General features: G+C 61.7%; 16 protein-coding genes. 11 read left to right on the top strand and 5 right to left on the bottom strand.

Annotated features, from left to right (window positions below; all coding sequences use genetic code 11):
• Positions 1-6: 6 nt before the first annotated feature.
• Positions 7-882 (bottom strand): DeoR/GlpR family DNA-binding transcription regulator, encoded by an 876-nt coding sequence (locus BLW25_RS22185; protein WP_249497604.1) that lies wholly within the window; start codon positions 880-882, stop codon positions 7-9.
• Between the two features lie 239 nt (positions 883-1,121).
• Between BLW25_RS22185 and BLW25_RS22180 the strand changes: the two genes are divergently transcribed.
• The 6 genes from BLW25_RS22180 (at position 1,122) to BLW25_RS22155 (ending at position 7,038) form a co-directional block, all read left to right on the top strand.
• Complete coding sequence (locus BLW25_RS22180; protein WP_092904437.1) at positions 1,122-1,922, top strand: SDR family NAD(P)-dependent oxidoreductase; 801 nt, start codon at positions 1,122-1,124, stop codon at positions 1,920-1,922.
• 75 nt (positions 1,923-1,997) lie between these two features.
• Complete coding sequence (locus BLW25_RS25255) at positions 1,998-3,107, top strand: ABC transporter ATP-binding protein (RefSeq protein ID WP_092904242.1); 1,110 nt, start codon at positions 1,998-2,000, stop codon at positions 3,105-3,107.
• Positions 3,104-3,904: a carbohydrate ABC transporter permease gene (locus BLW25_RS22170; RefSeq protein ID WP_216279486.1), complete on the top strand. Its 801-nt coding sequence runs from the start codon at positions 3,104-3,106 to the stop codon at positions 3,902-3,904. Before BLW25_RS25255 ends, BLW25_RS22170 begins: the two co-directional genes overlap by 4 nt.
• Before the next feature lie 43 nt (positions 3,905-3,947).
• Positions 3,948-5,219 (top strand): extracellular solute-binding protein, encoded by a 1,272-nt coding sequence (locus BLW25_RS22165; protein WP_092904240.1) that lies wholly within the window; start codon positions 3,948-3,950, stop codon positions 5,217-5,219.
• Between the two features lie 63 nt (positions 5,220-5,282).
• Positions 5,283-6,158 carry a carbohydrate ABC transporter permease gene (locus BLW25_RS22160; protein ID WP_092904238.1) on the top strand — a complete coding sequence of 292 codons (876 nt, stop codon included), beginning with the start codon at positions 5,283-5,285 and terminating at the stop codon, positions 6,156-6,158.
• Between the two features lie 73 nt (positions 6,159-6,231).
• Positions 6,232-7,038 (top strand): BtpA family protein, encoded by an 807-nt coding sequence (locus tag BLW25_RS22155; RefSeq protein WP_092904236.1) that lies wholly within the window; start codon positions 6,232-6,234, stop codon positions 7,036-7,038.
• 345 nt (positions 7,039-7,383) lie between these two features.
• Here BLW25_RS22155 and BLW25_RS22150 read toward each other — a convergent pair whose 3' ends face one another.
• The 4 genes from BLW25_RS22150 to BLW25_RS22135 all read right to left on the bottom strand — a co-directional run bounded on the left by BLW25_RS22150 (position 7,384) and on the right by BLW25_RS22135 (position 11,852).
• The gene (locus BLW25_RS22150; RefSeq protein ID WP_092904234.1) at positions 7,384-8,061 is read right to left on the bottom strand and encodes a cupin domain-containing protein; all 678 of its coding nucleotides are present in this window, start codon (positions 8,059-8,061) and stop codon (positions 7,384-7,386) included.
• 87 nt (positions 8,062-8,148) lie between these two features.
• The gene (locus BLW25_RS22145) at positions 8,149-9,432 is read right to left on the bottom strand and encodes an NAD(P)/FAD-dependent oxidoreductase (protein WP_092904232.1); all 1,284 of its coding nucleotides are present in this window, start codon (positions 9,430-9,432) and stop codon (positions 8,149-8,151) included.
• An 8-nt stretch (positions 9,433-9,440) separates the two neighbouring features.
• Positions 9,441-10,346 (bottom strand): dihydrodipicolinate synthase family protein, encoded by a 906-nt coding sequence (locus tag BLW25_RS22140; RefSeq protein WP_092904230.1) that lies wholly within the window; start codon positions 10,344-10,346, stop codon positions 9,441-9,443.
• A gap of 12 nt (positions 10,347-10,358) precedes the next feature.
• Positions 10,359-11,852, bottom strand: coding sequence for an aldehyde dehydrogenase (locus tag BLW25_RS22135; protein WP_092904228.1), 1,494 nt, complete (start codon positions 11,850-11,852; stop codon positions 10,359-10,361).
• Positions 11,853-12,019: 167 nt separating this feature from the next.
• Between BLW25_RS22135 and BLW25_RS22130 the strand changes: the two genes are divergently transcribed.
• The 5 genes from BLW25_RS22130 to BLW25_RS22110 all read left to right on the top strand — a co-directional run bounded on the left by BLW25_RS22130 (position 12,020) and on the right by BLW25_RS22110 (position 16,631).
• Complete coding sequence (locus BLW25_RS22130; protein WP_092904226.1) at positions 12,020-12,619, top strand: helix-turn-helix domain-containing protein; 600 nt, start codon at positions 12,020-12,022, stop codon at positions 12,617-12,619.
• 117 nt (positions 12,620-12,736) lie between these two features.
• A complete protein-coding gene (locus BLW25_RS22125) occupies positions 12,737-13,588 on the top strand; it encodes an ABC transporter permease (protein WP_092904224.1) in 852 nt (283 codons plus the stop codon).
• Entirely contained in the window at positions 13,585-14,394 is an 810-nt protein-coding gene (locus tag BLW25_RS22120; RefSeq protein ID WP_216279485.1) for an ABC transporter permease, read from the top strand. Before BLW25_RS22125 ends, BLW25_RS22120 begins: the two co-directional genes overlap by 4 nt.
• A complete protein-coding gene (locus tag BLW25_RS22115; protein ID WP_253188621.1) occupies positions 14,391-15,542 on the top strand; it encodes an ABC transporter ATP-binding protein in 1,152 nt (383 codons plus the stop codon). Before BLW25_RS22120 ends, BLW25_RS22115 begins: the two co-directional genes overlap by 4 nt.
• A 27-nt stretch (positions 15,543-15,569) precedes the next feature.
• Positions 15,570-16,631: a polyamine ABC transporter substrate-binding protein gene (locus BLW25_RS22110; RefSeq protein ID WP_216279484.1), complete on the top strand. Its 1,062-nt coding sequence runs from the start codon at positions 15,570-15,572 to the stop codon at positions 16,629-16,631.
• Positions 16,632-16,766: the final 135 nt, after the last annotated feature.

The following is a 16,766-nucleotide window of genomic DNA, read 5'->3' as shown; positions in this document are numbered from 1 at the left end:
TTCGGGTCAGGCAAGGATCACCCGCACCCCGGCCCCATCCAGCACAGAAGCCAGATCCGGGGGTGGAGGCGCATCGGTGATCAGGGTGGAAAGTTCCGCAAGAGAGGCGATCAGCACCGTGGAGACGCGACGGAACTTTGTGCTGTCCAGCAGCAGCACACGTTCGGCCGAGCGCTGCAGGAAAACCGTCTTCACGGCTGCCTCCTCCGGCGAATAGTCAAAGACACCTTCGGCCGTCATCCCCGAGGCACCGAGCAGCGCGACGTCGAAATAATAGCGCGAAAATCCGTCAACGGCCTCGGTGCCGGTCAGCGACATTTCTTCGGCCCGGATCAGGCCGCCGCTCATGTAGACAGAGAGCCCGGCGCGGGCCATCGCCTGGCCGGCGCGCATGCTGTTGGTGAAAACCCGCATCTGTGGCTGCGGTCCCGCAGCAGCAACCGCACGCGCAGCGGCAAGGACCGTGGTGCCCAGATCAAAGGCAAGCGCATTGCGACCCGCCACATGGCGGGCGGCAGCAAGAGCGATCCGGGCCTTACGGTCGGCATTCTGCCGGGCGCGGGCTTCGAAAGCGGGCTCTATATCATCAATCACCGTCAGCGGGCCGCGGCTCAGACCGATGGCACCGCCATGGACGCGCTCCAGCAAGCCGTCACGTTCAAGCTCCGCAAGGTCGCGGCGCACCGTCATATCTGAGACGCCGAATTCATGGGCCAGATCGGTAACCGTGACCGAGCCCCCTTCATTCAGCCTTTCAAGAATGCGGACCATGCGGGCCTGAGCCGGAGCGCGCGCAATCCCGGTCGCGGCCTGTGGCGCTGCTGCTCCGGGGGAGGCGGGCTCAGGGGGTTCGGTGGCAATCATCTGTTCGGGCGGTATCATGTCCTGGCCTGATCCTTTTCGGGGTAGGGGTATGGTATTCCCTGGCCCGTATCACATCGCGCCAGGAATCTCCCGGCCTTTCCATGTTTTGCCTGCGCAAGTGCTTCGCCACAAGGTCGGAGCGGCGCAAGATCGATCAAATCAAAACATATAAATCGCAGAAATCGAACATACTCAAACATAATTCTTGCGTCATCCAGAAAGTTTTGTTTGATTTCTGCCAGCAAGGGAGATTCCAAATGCGTGCAGATCAGCTGGCCGAGCAGCAACACCCGGGCCTTGACGGCAAGCGGGCCTTCGTCACCGGCGCAGCGACCGGGATAGGGTTTGCGATTGCGAAGGCACTGGCAGCGCAGGGAATTCAGGTGGTGATTGCCGACCTGAACCTTGAGGCGGCAAAGGCTGCGGCGGCATCGCTCGGCGCTGGTCATCATGCTGTCAGAGCAGATGTGCGCGAACGCGATTCGGTTCAGGCCGCGTTCGACCAGGCGCTGGAACTGGCTGGCGGAATCGAGATCTGCATCGCCAATGCAGGGGTATCCACCATGCGCGCGGCCGTTGATCTGACGGACGAGGACTGGGACTTCAATATGGATGTGAATGCGCGGGGCGTTTTTCTGACGAACCAGATCGTTTCGCGCTATTTCCTGCAGCAAAGCCGTGGTGTCATAGTCAATACTGCCTCGCTGGCGGCCAAGATTGGCGCTCCTCTTCTGGCACATTACTCTGCCTCGAAATTCGCGGTGGTCGGCTGGACCCAGGGCCTTGCGCGGGAACTGGCGCCGAAGGGCATTCGGGTGAATGCGGTTTGCCCGGGCTTTGTGCGCACCTCTATGCAGGAGCGCGAAATCCTCTGGGAAGCCGAACTGCGCGGCATGACCCCTGATGAGGTAGAGCAGGATTACATCCGCCAGACGCCGCTCGGCCGGATCGAAACACCAGAGGATGTCGCAGGGGTTGTCGTCTTCCTTTGCTCGGATGCGGCCCGCTTCATGACCGGCCAGGCGATCAACGTGACCGGCGGTGTTTACACGACCTGATCCCGCCTCCACCGCGCGTGTTCGGTAATGTCCGGACCCGCCTTTTTCACATAACCGCCCGGGAATGAGGCTCTTTTGACAGCGATCACACTCGACAATATCAGCCGCGATTATGGCAGTGGCGTGTTCGGGGTCAGGGAGGTCTCCCTCACCATCGGCGAAGGCGAATTCATGGTGCTTCTGGGCCCCTCGGGCTGCGGAAAATCCACAACGCTCAGAATGATCGCCGGGCTGGAAGAGGTCACCTCGGGACGGATCCGCATTAGCACGCGCGACGTGACCGAGCTTGCGCCGAGGGACCGCAACGTCGCCGTGGTGTTCCAGAGCTACGCCCTTTACCCACATATGTCAGTGCGTGAAAACATGCGCTTTGGCATGAAGATGCGCGGCACACCTGTCGCAGAGCAGGACCGGCGCATCGCCGAAGCCGCGGCAATCCTCGGGCTGGAACCCTATCTCGACCGCCGGCCCGGTGCGCTTTCCGGGGGGCAACGCCAGCGCGTAGCGCTTGGCCGGGCCATGGTGCGCGAGCCGGATGCCTTCCTGATGGATGAGCCATTGTCCAATCTCGACGCCAAGCTGCGCGGTGAGATGCGCCAGGAGCTGGTGAAACTTCATCGCCGTCTTGGTAAGACCATGGTGTTTGTCACCCATGACCATGTCGAGGCCATGACCATGGGTGACCGCATCTGTATCATGCGTGATGGCCATATCGAACAGGTCGGCCCGCCGCTTGAGGTCTATGCCAACCCGGCCAATACATTCGTGGCGCAGTTCCTTGCGTCACCTGCGATGAACCTTATCCCGGCCAGCCTGACCCTCCATGGCACAGAGCTCGTGCTGAAAGCCGGACCTCTTGAGGGCGCGCTGCCGCCGGCCCAGGCCGCGCTTTATGCAAGTGCCGCGCAGGAACCGGCCATTCTGGGGCTGCGGGCAGAGGATGTCCTGTCGGAACCCTCTGCCGGCACTTTGCCGGTCACCGGCAGGGTCGTGGTGCGCGAAGCGCTTGGTGCCGAAAACCTGATCGGCATCGAGACGGCAGGAGGCGTTGCGATTTCAGCGCGCACCGGGCGCCATTTCCTGCCGGCCTTCGGCGATCAGGTCACACTGCACGCCGATATGGCGCAGATGCATCTCTTCCGTGCCTCGGATGGCAAGGCCTGGCCAAGGCGGGCTGCGCCATGATACGCCGCGCGTTGTCGCATCTGGGGCTGATCCTGGCCTGCCTGATTGTGCTTTTGCCGATCCTGTGGGTATTTCGCACCTCGCTTGTGCCGGAACATGCCTCTTATTCGAGAGAGGTTTTCCCCGCAGTCACGCTGGACAATTACCGGGCGCTGTTTGCCGAGAAAAATTTCGGCCGCAACTACATGAATTCCCTGATTGTCGCCCTGCTTTCCGTGGTGCTGACGATGCCTCTGGCCGCCATGACGGGCTATGCCTTTGCGCGGTTCCGCACCGGTGGGCGCTTTGCCCGTTTCGCCACGCTGGCAAGCCAGATGCTGCCGCCGGTGGCGCTCGCGCTGCCGGTTTTCATGCTGTACCGCGTCACCGGCCTCACCAATTCGCTGACCGGCCTCGTGCTGGTCTATTCCGCGATCAATCTGCCTTTCCTGACCTGGATCCTGATGGGGTTTTTCGAGTCGATCCCCGAGGATCTGGAGGGCGCAGCTATGACCGATGGCGCCACCCGCTGGGGGGCGTTCTGGCGTGTGGTTCTGCCGGTCGCCGCGCCAGGAATTATGGCGGCGGCTGTGCTGGGGTTCATCCTGTCCTGGAATGAATTCCTTTTCGCGCTGATCCTCGGCGGCTCAAAAACCGCCACGGTTCCGGTGGCACTTGCCGCGCTGCAAACCTCAAACGGGGTGCAGATCTCGCAGGTTTCGGCCGGCGTCTCGCTGGCCATTCTGCCCCTGCTGATCGCGGTGAGATTCATCCAGAAATACCTGGTTCAGGGCCTGTCATTCGGCTCAGTTAAATAAGTCCACTCAAGAAGACTATTTGCGAAAACAGAGAGGAAAAACGATGAAATCCAATGCTTTCCTTGTCGCAGGCAGCCTTGCTGCCGCATTCTGGGCCAGCACTGCACTGGCCGATGGCGTGACGCTTCGCGCCCTGATGGAAGACGTGCCCGAAACAAAAATCATTGAGGCTCTGCTGCCCGAATTTGAGGCCGAAACAGGCATCAGGGTCGAGTTCGAGAAGGTTGGTTACGGCGATATGCATGACAAGCTGGTGGCACAGCTTGTCGGCGGTGAAAGCTACTACAACCTCCTTTCGGTCGATTTTCTCTGGGCGGGGGAGTTCCCGGCGGGCGGCTGGCTGGAAGACCTGAACCCCTATGTCGCAAAGACCGGCTTCGACATGGCACCCATTGTTCCCGCGATGCTGGATCTGCTGGGCCGCAGCGACGAGGCGATGCCGATCCTGCCGATGTACAACTACTCGATGGGTCTGATCTATCGCAGCGATCTGCTTGAAAACGCGGATCTGGCCGCGAAATATCAGGCGGCAACCGGCAAGGCGCTGGCGGCGCCCGCAACGCTGGAAGACTATGTTGCCATCGCGAAATTTATGAAGGCCGAGGGCGGCGTCAACGGCGCCGCAATGCAGGGCCAGCGCGGTGACCCCAATTCGATGGAATTCTCCAACTATCTCTTCGCAGCGGGGGGCGATTATCTGGCCGCCGATGGCAGCGTTGTGCTGAACTCTGATAAAGGCCGGCAGGCGCTTGGCCTTTACACCGATATGATCGCAAACGCGGCCCAGACCGGCGCACTTTCTGCCACGCTTGACGATACGATGCGGCTGATGTGCGCCGGCGAGAGCTTCTCGATGGTCACCTATTGGTGGATGTTGCCGCAGATCGACAATGCAGAGACCTGCCCAAATGCGGCGGGCAAGCTGTCGATTTCGGTGATGCCGGGCGGTCATGGCGAGAGCGGCGGCTGGGGCTGGGGCATCCCGAAGAACATCCCCGACGAGCAGAAAGACGCGGCCTGGACCTTTATCTCCTGGGTGCAGTCGAAAGACATCTCGGCGAGGCGCGCGCTGGAAGGCCATGCGCCGGTGCGCTCGGACACTTTCGAGGATGCTGCGGTTCTGGCGAAATACCCCTTCTATGCCCAGGCCGGGGAGATTGTGGCATCCGGCAAAAGCTTCCCGATCTTCACCTACACGCCGCAATATCAGGATGTGATCGGCACCCAGATCTCGCTGGCGGCAAGCGGCGATGCCACGGTCGAGGCCGCGCTCGAGGCTTCGGCGAAAGGCCTTGAGGAACTGCTCGCGAAGTAAACTCTGCCCGCCTCCGGGCCCGTCCGGGTCCGGAGGCCCCATAACCCCTGGAAGGAGCGCTCCATGAGCGTGATTGCAAGAAACAGGATCCGTGCCGGCTGGAGCTTTGCCGCGCCTGGCCTTGCCATGCTGGCGCTGGTGATGGGGATTCCGCTGTTTTATGCGCTGGCAATCTCGCTTTCCACCATGACAATGATCCGCCCTGATCTGCATTTCGCAGGGATTGTGAATTTCGCGAAGATCATGTCAGAGCCGCTGTTCTGGCACTCGCTCTGGCTGACGCTGCGCTATTCGGTTGCAGCGGTGATCGGCGAGTTCATCATCGGCCTCGGGCTCGCATTGATGCTGCGCCAGGTATTCGCGATGCGGGGCTTCTATTTTGCAATTCTCACTCTGCCCATGGCGATGTCGCCGGTGGCGGTTGCTTTGATCTGGCGGATGCTATTGCAGCCCAATCTCGGCATTATCAACCAGAGCCTGGCGGCGATGGGCCTGCCGATGATCGACTGGCTTGGCGACAGCTCCCTCGCGCTTTCCACGCTGATCTCGATCGATATCTGGCAGCAGACCTCTTTTGTCGTGCTGCTGCTCTCCGCAGGCCTCGCGTCACTGCCGCGCGAGCCCTATGAAGCCGCCGAAGTTGATGGTGCCGGGCCGTTCCAGCAGTTCTGGTATATCACGCTGCCGCTTTTGCGCCCGGTCTCGGCCATCGCCATCGTGATCCAGCTGATCAATGAATTCCGCACCTATGATCTGATCTATGTGCTGACCAAGGGCGGACCTGGGGTTTCGACCGAACTGCTGTCCTTCTTTGCATATAAGCGCGCCTTCCAGGGGCTTCAGGTCAATGAGGGCAGCGCGGCCGCCTTCCTGCTTTTGCTGATCATCCTGGTGATCACCGTTTTCTTCTTCTGGCTGCTGGAACGTCGCAAGACCTGAGCCCCCTTTCATCAACCCTCTAACCCATTTCCGCCAGATCGCCGCTTGTGGCCGGCGGAGCAAGGAGACTGATATGACCAAATTCGCCCAGCTTTTCCCGGGGATCAGGCCTGTCATTGCGATGGTTCACCTGAATCCGATGCCCGGCACCCCCCTTTACGATGCCGATGCAGGGATCGAGGGGATCTATCAGGGCGCATTGAAGGATCTCGAGGCGCTCCAGGCGGCCGGTGTCGATGCGGTTATGTTTGGCAATGAAAATGATCGCCCCTATGAGCTGAAGGTCGATATCGCCACGACTTCGGCGATGGGTTTCGTGATCGGTCGCCTGCGTGAAAAGATCCAGAAACCCTTCGGCGTCAATGTGCTCTGGGATCCCGACAGCACCGTGGCCCTGGCAGCGGCGACCGGCGCCTCCTTTGTGCGTGAGATTTTCACCGGCACCTATGCCTCGGATATGGGTCCCTGGACCCCGAACGCCGGTCGGGCGATGCGCCGGGCACGCCAGCTGGACCGCAAGGATCTGGTGATCCTGAACAACGTCTCTGCAGAATTCGCGGCCTCGCTTGACAGCCGGCCGCTTGCAGACCGTGCGCGTTCGGCGGTTTTCTCATCGATCCCGGATGCCGTGCTGGTATCCGGTGCGATCACCGGTGAATCGGCAAAGATGATCGATCTGGAATCGGTCAAGAAGGTCCTGCCTGATACGCCGGTTCTGGCCAATACCGGCGTGAAACATGCCACCGTCGAGGATGTGCTGAAGATCGCCGATGGCTGTGTCGTGGGCTCTTCGCTCAAGCTCGACGGTCACACCTGGAATGCGGTCGATCCCAAACGCGCGCAGGACTTCATGGATATTGTTCGCAAGATGAGGCGCTGAAGCGCGCTGCGGGGGCCGGCAGATCCGGCCCCCGGTCTTCTCTACCGGCGCGCCACCGGGCAGATTGCCGGGGCCTGCGCCTAAGGCGAAACGGCTTCTTTTTTCTGCCTCAGCCCCGGCGAGTGCGATCCACGCCACCCGTTGCGTGACGGGGCACGAGATCGTGCCCGCAATGACCACCTCCGCTTCTCCTGCTACATTCCTGCTGTTCGGGACCAGAAATACGGACAAGCCTCGATGGGAGAGCTCCGCAAAGCCCCCAAGTCAACGCAGCAATCATGGGATCCAGGGCAGGTGACATGCGACGCGAGCCCGGATCTGTCATCCACACTGACATTGGCTGTTTCAACGATTTACGGACAAGAAAAACTTGCGCACCGTTTCTGCGCTTTCCCAGGCAAGTTCCACCCCTTCCGGAGCGAGAAGAACATCGCCCGCAGCAAAGTCAAATCCGGTACCATCGGGTGTGGAGAGCGTCACCTTCCCCTCCAGAAAATACATAACCTCGCTGAAGCCCATCACAATGCCGCGGCGCGCATAGGGCGTGGCTTCCCAGAGCCCGAAAGTCAGGCCGGACGCCTCTTGCAGAGCCGCGCTTTTGCACTGCGGCGCATCGGTCAGCAGCACGGATGGCGGCGGGCTTGCGGAGGGGCTCATGACGGTTGCCAGATTGATCCGGGACAAAGCCTCCTGCCCGGCCAGCGCAGGATGCGAGATCACGACAAGCGCACAGCTCGCATCTGCTTCCCAGGCGAGTGCAACGCCGGCATTGACCCGCAGGGCACTTTGCTCCGCAACCAGCGCCGATGCCTCGCCCGCAACCGTAAGATTGAGCGTGCCCCGCAGGAGGAGGAGAACCACAGGCACCCCTGTGACGGCACTGCCGGCGCCGCGCGGCGCGAGTTGCCCGATGCCAAGGGCCGGATCCGTTCCCGTCACCAGATGGCGCGCGGGATCCTGCAGCACCTCGGACAATGTGACCGTAATGGCAGCGTCTTTGCCAATGTTCAGCGGAATGTTCACGGCTCTCGTCCTTCGATCCTGGATATCATCTGGCGCGCCCCGGGGCACGCCAGTTCTGTGTAACGGGTTACTGCGGCGCGATAATTTCTAACGCGAAAGCGAAGCTTTCAGCCGCGACCATGCGATGGTTGCATGCGCCCCGACCGGCCAGAAGCTGTGAAACCTGATCGGCTGCAAAGGCGAAAGCGGCAAAGGCAGATCCGCTGCCTCGATCTCGCCCGCAAGACAGGGCGCGAGGGCGCGTCCCATAGCAGTGGCAAGCGCAACACCGCGCCCGTTATAGCCCCCCATGGTCAAAAGCCCCTCGGCCGGCTGATGCAGATGCGGCAGATGGTCGGTCGTTACGGCCACGCGCCCGTTCCAGGCCGCCTGCCAGCCCATCGAAGCCAGCTCCGGCCAGAGCCGGTATGCGTGTCTTGCAATCGGACGCAAAGCCGAGGGCCGCGAGACGGGGCGCATGGGGCCGCGCCCTCCAAGGATTAGCCGGTTCATCGCATCCACCCGGTAATAGACCGTCACCAGCCCGGATTCGTAGAGAACATGGCGCCCCGGCATGATCTTTTCGGACAGAGCGGCGGGCAGGGGTGCGGTGGCCAGCGCCGAACTGAAGACCGGCACGACCGACTTTTTCAGCCCCGGCACCAGCCCGTCGGCATAGCCGTTGCAGCACACCAGCACCCGATCTGCGATCAGGCTGCCGCCTGCGGTGGTGATGCGCCAATGCGCGCCTTCGCGGGTCAGGCTCTGCGCGCGGCTGTCGCCAAAAATCACCGCGCCCGCCGCCGTTGCCGCCTTTGCCAGCCCGTGGGAATAGCGCAAAGGTTCCAGATCGCCGCCGCGCCGGTCAAGAAAACCGCCATGATAGTGATCATGGCCAGTCAGCCGCGCCATCCCGGCGGGCTCAAGCCATTCGACGGGCATGCCGTGGCCCGCCATATCCTGCTGGCTGGCGCGCACGCCCGCCACATCGGCCGACCGCGCCGCCGCCCTTAACGTGCCATTCAGCCGCAGATCGCAGTCGATCCCCAGCCGGTTGATCAGATGCGCGGTCTGCTGAACGCTTGACCAGGCGAAGGCCACAAGCCGCTGTCCCGCCTCTGGTCCCAGCTTTGCGATCATCTGCGACGGGTCATATTTCAGGCCCGGATTGAGCTGCCCTCCATTGCGCCCGGAGGCGCCCCAGCCGGGCTGATGTGCCTCAAGCAGCACGACCCCGGTTCCCGCTTCCGCCAGATGCAGCGCGGTCGAAAGGCCAGTGATGCCGCCGCCGATCACGGCAACGGTCGTTCGCCGCGCGCCGCTCAGGGCGGGCCAGTGCGGCGGATCCTTCAGATCCTGCACATAGATCGAATGGCGGGCCGTTTCATCCATTGTAATACTCAGGCAGCAGCTGGCAGGCTGTGACCGGCCGCGCGCAAATCGGCAAGCACGGTGGCGATGCGTGCGCAAAGCCCCCCGGAGACCGGCGGGATCGGCAGCAGCGACTGGCCGGTCTCGATCCCGATCTGGCGCAGGGCCTCACGCGTCGGGCCTGGGTTCTCTTCGGCGAAAAGTGCGTCCATCAGCGGGATCAGCTGGCGCTGTCCGGCAAGGGCGGCGGCGAAATCACCAGCCTCGGCAAGTGCCTGCACCCTGACCCAGGCCTCCGGCACCAGAACCGCCGAGGTCAGCACACCCCCGCAGGCCCCCATCGAGACCTGCTGCGCGAAAATCGTGTCAAAGCCGCTGAGCGCTGCGAATTCCGGCCCCACCCGCCGCATGATCTGATCGAAATGATAAAGATCGGTGTTCGAGGCTTTCATGCTGTTGATCGTGCCCTCTTCCGCCAGAATGGCTATTGAATCGGGATCCATGATGAAATGCGAGCGCGCCGGATTGTCATATAGCATGATCGGCAGATCGACCGTGTCTCGCACCTTGCGGAAATAGTCGATCACTGTGGCCTGGGTCGCGCGGGCATAATAGGGCACGATCAGCATGATCCCGTCGGCCCCCGCTGCCCTGAAGGCGCGCGCGGTCGGCAGCGCCTCGCCAAGGCCCGGCGCCAGCACCCCGGCATAGACCGGCGCGCCGCCTGCCGCCTCGACGCAGGCCTCGACGCAGGCCACGCGGGTCTCGGGTGAAAGTGCGGTGAATTCGCCGGTGCCCCCGAGCGGCACAAGGCCACTGGCACCGCCCGCGATCAAATGGCGCACGATCTGCTGCATCGCCGGTTTTACGAGATTGCCATCGGCATCAATGGCGGTGGGCGGCGCGGGCATCAGGCCGCGAGGTGTCATGGTCATGGGGCGATCCTCTCAGCCAAGGTTGATCCAGGTGGTGCGGATATCTGAGTATTTATCAAGCGCATGCAAGGATTTGTCCCGCCCGAAACCCGATTGCTTGAACCCGCCGAAGGGCGAGGAAATATGGCCATGGTCAAAGCAATTGACCCAGACCACCCCGGCCTGCAGCTTTTGCGAAACCCGGAAACTGCGATTCAGATCGCGCGTCCAGAGACCTGCCGCCAGACCATAGATCGTATCATTCGCGATGCTGACGGCCTCTGCCTCATCCCTGAAGGGCAGGACCGACAGCACCGGCCCGAAGATCTCTTCCCGCGCGATCCGCATGTCATTGCGCACCCCGTCAAAGACGGTCGGTTCGATGAAACAGGCGCCCTCCTCATGCCGTTTGCCGCCCGAGGCGAGCCGTGCGCCTTCCTGCTGGCCGATGGCGATGTAATCCATCACACGATTGGCCTGGCCCTGGTCGACCATGGCGCCGATCTGGGTCGCGGGATCCAGCGGATCGCCCTGGCGCATGGCGCGGCCGGTCTCGATGATCGTCTCGACCACCTCTTCCCGCACAGATTCCTCCACCAGCACCCGCGAGCCCGCATTGCAGACCTCACCCTGATTGTAAAAGAGGCCCCAGGCCGCCGCGACCGCTGCCGCCCTGATGTCAGGGGCATCGGCGAAAATGATGTTCGGGGATTTGCCGCCACATTCAAGCCCGACCCGCTTCAGGTTCGACTGGCCGGAATATTGCATGAAATATTTGCCGACCTCGGTTGAGCCAGTGAAAGCGATGCAATCCACATCCATATGCAGACCAAGCGCACGGCCAGCGATTTCGCCCCGGCCCGGCACCACATTCAGAACGCCCGGCGGCAGGCCCGCCTCGACCGCGAGCGCGGCAATGCGGATCGCCGTCAGCGATGACTGTTCGGCGGGCTTGAGCACAACCGTATTCCCGGCGGCGAGGATCGGGGCGATCTTCCAGCAGGCCATCATCAACGGGAAATTCCACGGCACCACGGCGGCCACCACGCCCAAAGGCGCGCGCCGCATCATCGCGACTGCGGTGCCCGGTGTCGGCGCGATTTCATCATAGATCTTGTCGACCGCCTCGCCATACCAGCGCAGGCAGGTGATCGAGAGCGGCAGATCAATGGCGAGACTGTCCGAGATCGGCTTGCCGACATCGAGCGTCTCCAGCAGTGCGAGTTCCTGCGCATGTTCTTCAACGAGCTCCGCAAAGCGAATCAGCCGGCGCCCGCGATCACTCGGGCTCATGCCCGACCACACACCACTGTCAAACGCTCGCCGCGCGGCCCTGACCGCCCGGTCGATATCTTCGACGCCGCCATCCGCGAGCAGCCCGAGCACCTTGCCGGTCGCAGGATTGACCGTCTCGAGTGTGGCGCCCGATGCCGCATCGACATAAGCGCCGTCAATGAAACAGCGCCCCTCGGGGGAAAGCTGCGCCGCAAGCGCCTGCCATTGCGCCTTATCGAGAGATGTCGTCATGGGGATGGTTCCTGTCTTCGGATATGCGGACTTTAGAAAAATAAAAATTAACCGCAAGCTTTTTCGTATTCTGAATTGTGTTGCCACGTGCCGGAAGGCCACTTATTCTGAAGTCACCACCCCTGCCCTGTCCGGGCGAGGGATTTTCAGGAACAATCCCGGGCGCTATGGAAGATCAGGCAATTACACCGAAGCGGCGCGCCTCCGGCGCCCAGGCCGAGTCACCCGAGCTGGGCGCAAGGATCCGCGATCTGCGCCAGTCCAAGCGGCTGACACTTGCAGACCTTGCGGCAAGCTCGGGCATCTCCATCGGAACCCTTTCACAGATTGAACGAAATCTGGTCTCTCCGACGGTCAGAACCCTGTTTACATTGGGAGAATCGCTTGGAGTTTCCCCGGCAAGGCTGATTGATCCTTCGGGCGAAGAGTCAAAAAGCGACCCCTATGTCGTGACCGCAGACCGGCGTCAGCCCTTTGTTCATTCAGAGGGCTTGCGCAAGGATCTGATCTCTCCACTGGGAAGTCAGCGCCTGAAGGGCTTTTATCTGGTGATCGAGGCGGGATCCGGGTCGGGCACTACGCCCTATGTCCATGCCGGCGAGGAAATCGGCCTTGTCATCTCCGGCATCCTTGAGCTGGTGATCGACGGGCGGGCGCGGATTCTGCGGGAAGGCGACTGTTTTTCGTTTCCCAGTGACATTCCGCACAGGTTTTCGAACGTCGGCACCGCGCAATGCGTTGTATTCTGGGTGAATGCCACTATCTGAGCACGCGTTTCGATTTTAGTTTTCAGAATACTGCTTGTCATATGATGAAAAGGGTGTAAGGCTGCACCAAAATCGCGCCCTGTGAACAGCGCCCGCAACCAACCTCAACGGGATTATATGGCAGAAGATACCCCCTACCTCGGCCGCATGGTCGGGCTGGCATTGCTCATGCCCATGGCTTTGCTGCTCGCCATCTTTTTCGTCTGGCCGCTGGGGCAGACGATCTGGCAAAGCATTCATGACGGCACCTATACCTTGCGGGCCTACCGCGATCTTCTGAGCAGTTCGCTGTTTCTCAAAGTGTTGCAGAACACCTTTGCGATCAGCGCCACTGCAACCCTTGTCAGCCTGATTGCGGGCTATCCGGTCGCGCTGCATCTGTCGCGGCTCGATCCGGCAAAGCGGGTGCCCTATCTTGTGATGGTCATGCTGCCCTTCTGGACATCGGTGCTGGTCAAGAGCTTCGCGCTGACGGTTCTTCTGGGCTATGACGGGGTCATCAACAATCTTCTGTCCTGGATCTGGGGCGCGCCGGTTCATATTCCCATGGTGTTCAACCGCGTGGGCGCCATCCTCGGGATGATCAACTATCTGCTGCCCTTCATGATCCTCTCGATCCTCGGCAGCCTGCTGGCACAGGATACGAACCTTGGCCGCGCCGCCGAAGTCATGGGCGCATCGCGCTTTACCGTCTTTCGCCGCATCACCCTGCCGCTGAGCATGCCGGGCGTTCTGGCCGGTGTTCTGATCAATTTCACCCTCTCGATCGGCATGTACATCACGCCCGCACTGCTGGGGGGGCGCCAGGACATGATGGTTGCCAACCTGATCGATTTCTACACCCGCCAGACGCTTGACTGGCCACTGGCCTCGGCGATCTCGGTGGTGCTTCTCGCGATTTCGGGCGTGCTTGTGGCCATGCTTGGCCGGGTGCGTGGCGGTGGCGGCATGAAGGAGATGGCAAGGTGAGCAGCTTCAGACCCGGTTTCAAACCAGCCCTCGGCCCGCTTCTGGTGCCGCTGATTGCCTGGATCACCTATCTTTTCCTGCTGGTTCCTTCGCTGATCGTGATCCCGATTTCCTTCGGTGGTCCTGGCGAGATGGAATTCCCGCCGCGCCAGTGGACGCTGGAGCTTTACCGTCAGTTCTTTACCGATGCGAGCTGGTGGGGCTCGCTCATGCAAAGCCTCAAGGTGGCGGTTTGCGTGATGGTTCTGACAGCGGTGACCGGCGTGCCGGCGGCCTATGTGCTGCAGCGCAGCAGAGTGCCGGGGCGTGTGCTGTTCAGCGGGCTTGCAATGGGGCCGTTGCTGGTGCCGGTGATCGTGCTGGCGCTTGGGCTCTATCTGCAAATGGCCCCGCGTGGCTTTCTGAACAGCAGCCTGACCATCGTGCTGGCCCATACGATGCTTGCCATGCCCTTCATGCTGATCTCGGTCGGTGCGGCGCTGCGCCATATCGATCCGGCCTATGAACAGGTCGCGCTGATCATGGGGGCGGGAAAGCTGCGCATCTTCTTCCGGGTGGTGCTGCCGCAGCTGCGGTCCGGCATTATGGCGGGCGCGCTTTTCGCCTTCCTGATCTCACTGGATGAGGTGATCGTTTCCTACTTCATCACTGGCCCCGAGACCGAGACGCTGCCCGTGAAAATGTACAGCGCGCTCAGATGGGAAGTCTCGCCGGTGATCGCTGCTGTCTCCACCCTTCTGACCGTGATCTCGCTCGCTTTCGCGCTTGGCGTGATGTGGCTTGAGCGCAAGGACAGAAGCAAATGAGCGGGCCCGCCAAAGCCCCCTCACCTCCACGAGCCCAGGTTGACGAGAATATGACCCAGACCGCACAATCGATGATCCGTGTCCGTGGCCTGAGCCGCCGCTACGGCAATTTCACCGCGCTGGATGCGCTTGATCTTGATGTGAAACGGGGCGAGTTCGTCACGCTGCTGGGCCCGTCGGGTTCGGGTAAATCGACGCTGCTCAACCTGATTTCGGGCATGGCCGAAGCGTCGGAGGGCGCGATCGAAATCGATGGCCGCGATGCCACCCATCTGCCGACCAATCAGCGCGGCCTTGGCATGGTGTTCCAGAACTACGCTCTGATGCCGCATATGACGGTGTTCGAGAATATCGCCTTTCCGCTGCAGGTGCGCAAAGTCCCCAGGCCCGAGATCGAGACCCGCGTGCGCGAGGTTCTCAGGCTCATCCAGCTGGATCATGTGGCCGACCGCAAGCCGAAACAGCTTTCCGGCGGACAGCAGCAACGGATCTCGCTGGCGCGCTGCATCGTCTACCGCCCCTCGATCATCCTGATGGATGAACCGCTTGGCGCGCTCGACAAAAAGCTCCGCGAAGATATGCAGCTCGAGATCAAGCGGCTGCATGCCGAGCTGGGCGTCACGATGATCTATGTGACGCATGACCAGGAAGAGGCGCTTGCCATGTCGGACCGCATCGTCCTGATGCGCAAGGGCCGGGTCGAGCAGCAGGGCGCGCCGGAAGAGATGTATTTCCGGCCTGAGACGCTCTTTACCGCCGATTTTCTGGGCAGCTCGAACCTGTTTCAGGGTGAGTTGGATCAGACTGCGGGCACGCTTGTGACCCCGCAGGGCCGCTTGCCGCTGCCGCCTGCCCGCGAGGGTGCCCCCGCATCGGGAGAGGCCGTGCTGATGCTTCGCCCCGAATCCCTGCAGCTGGTCGCGCCCTCTGAGGCGACCGGCGGCCTGACGGGTACCGTCGAGGACAGCATCGTTCTGGGCAGCTTCGTGCGCCATTTCATCAATCTGGCAGGGGGCAAACGCGCCATCGTGCAAGAACCAAGCGGCCCGGCCCATCCGCGCCCGCAGCGCGGGACGCAGGTGGGCCTCTGCTGGAAGCCGGAAGCTGCGCGGCTGCTGCCGACCGATCCCGATTTTTCTTCACTTTAAGACGCACAGAACAGGGAGACGCTGAGAATGACCAATAAACTGGCAATGAGCCGCCGTAACTTTGCGAAAGGCCTTGGCCTGACCGGCCTTGCGCTGGCCGCACCGACCGTGTTCACCGGGCGCGCTCTGGCTGCCGATACGACGATCACCGTCACTTCCTGGGGCGGCACCTATCATGAGATGGTGAAAGAGACCTTTGTTGAACCTTTTACCGCCGAAACCGGCATCGCGGTTCAGCTGGTCGACAATGGCGATATGGCCAAGGTCAAGGCGCAGGTTCTGAGCAATTCCGTGACCTGGGATGTGATCGATGCTCCGGCGGGCTTTGCGACCTCTGGCGCGAAAGAGGGGCTGTGGGAGCAGCTTGACCCGGCGCTTTCGGGTATGAGCGGGCTGTTGCAGGCCCCGAACGAATTCTACATGCCTATGTATCTCTACAGCGGCGGCATCCTCTGGCATGACGAGCGCACCCCGGCCGGTGCCCATCCGGTTAATTTCGCGGACTTTTTCGACACCGAAAAATTCCCCGGCCGCCGCTGCATGCGCTCGCTTGCACAAGAGACGCTTGAGATGGCGCTGATCGCCGATGGTGTGGCACCCAAGGATCTCTACCCGCTCGACGTTGAACGCGCCTTCGCGAAACTAGATCAGCTCAAGCCCTTTGTGTCGAAATTCGCGGGCTCGACCCCCGAGCAGGTCAGCTCGGTCGCGCAGAATGAGGCCGATTTTTCTTACAGCTACTACAACCGCGTCAAGGCAACCCAGGACAGCGGCACGCCGCTCGATTTCTCGTTCGAACAGACCAACAACGCGCTTGATTTCTTCGCCATCCCGAAAGGGTCGAAGAACAAGGAAGCCGCTCAGCGCTTCATCGAATTCTGTCTGCGCCCCGAACAGCAAAAGGCCTGGGCTCTGGCCGGGTTCTACATGCCAAACCATACAGAGACGCTGACCGCATTGCGCGCCAGTCCCGAAGGCAGCTTCCTGCCCGACCTCGACAACGGCAAAAACGCGATCATCGACCCGGTCTGGTGGGGCGACAACCTGACCGAAGTACAGCGCCGCTATTCGGAATGGATGATCTCGTGATCATGCCTGTCTGACCGGTTCTGCCGGTCAGTCATCCCTGATCGGGGGCTTCTGCCCTCATGCTCCCGGGGGGAGCCCCTGATCAGGAGATCCTAATTCTCCCTGCGTCCCGGGATCCGGCGTGCGCAGCATTCC

This window comes from Rhodobacter sp. 24-YEA-8 (assembly GCF_900105075.1).
Taxonomy (GTDB): Bacteria; Pseudomonadota; Alphaproteobacteria; order Rhodobacterales; family Rhodobacteraceae; genus Pseudogemmobacter.
Note: the sequence above shows the minus strand (reverse complement) of the source record. Positions and strands in the feature narration are given on the sequence as shown.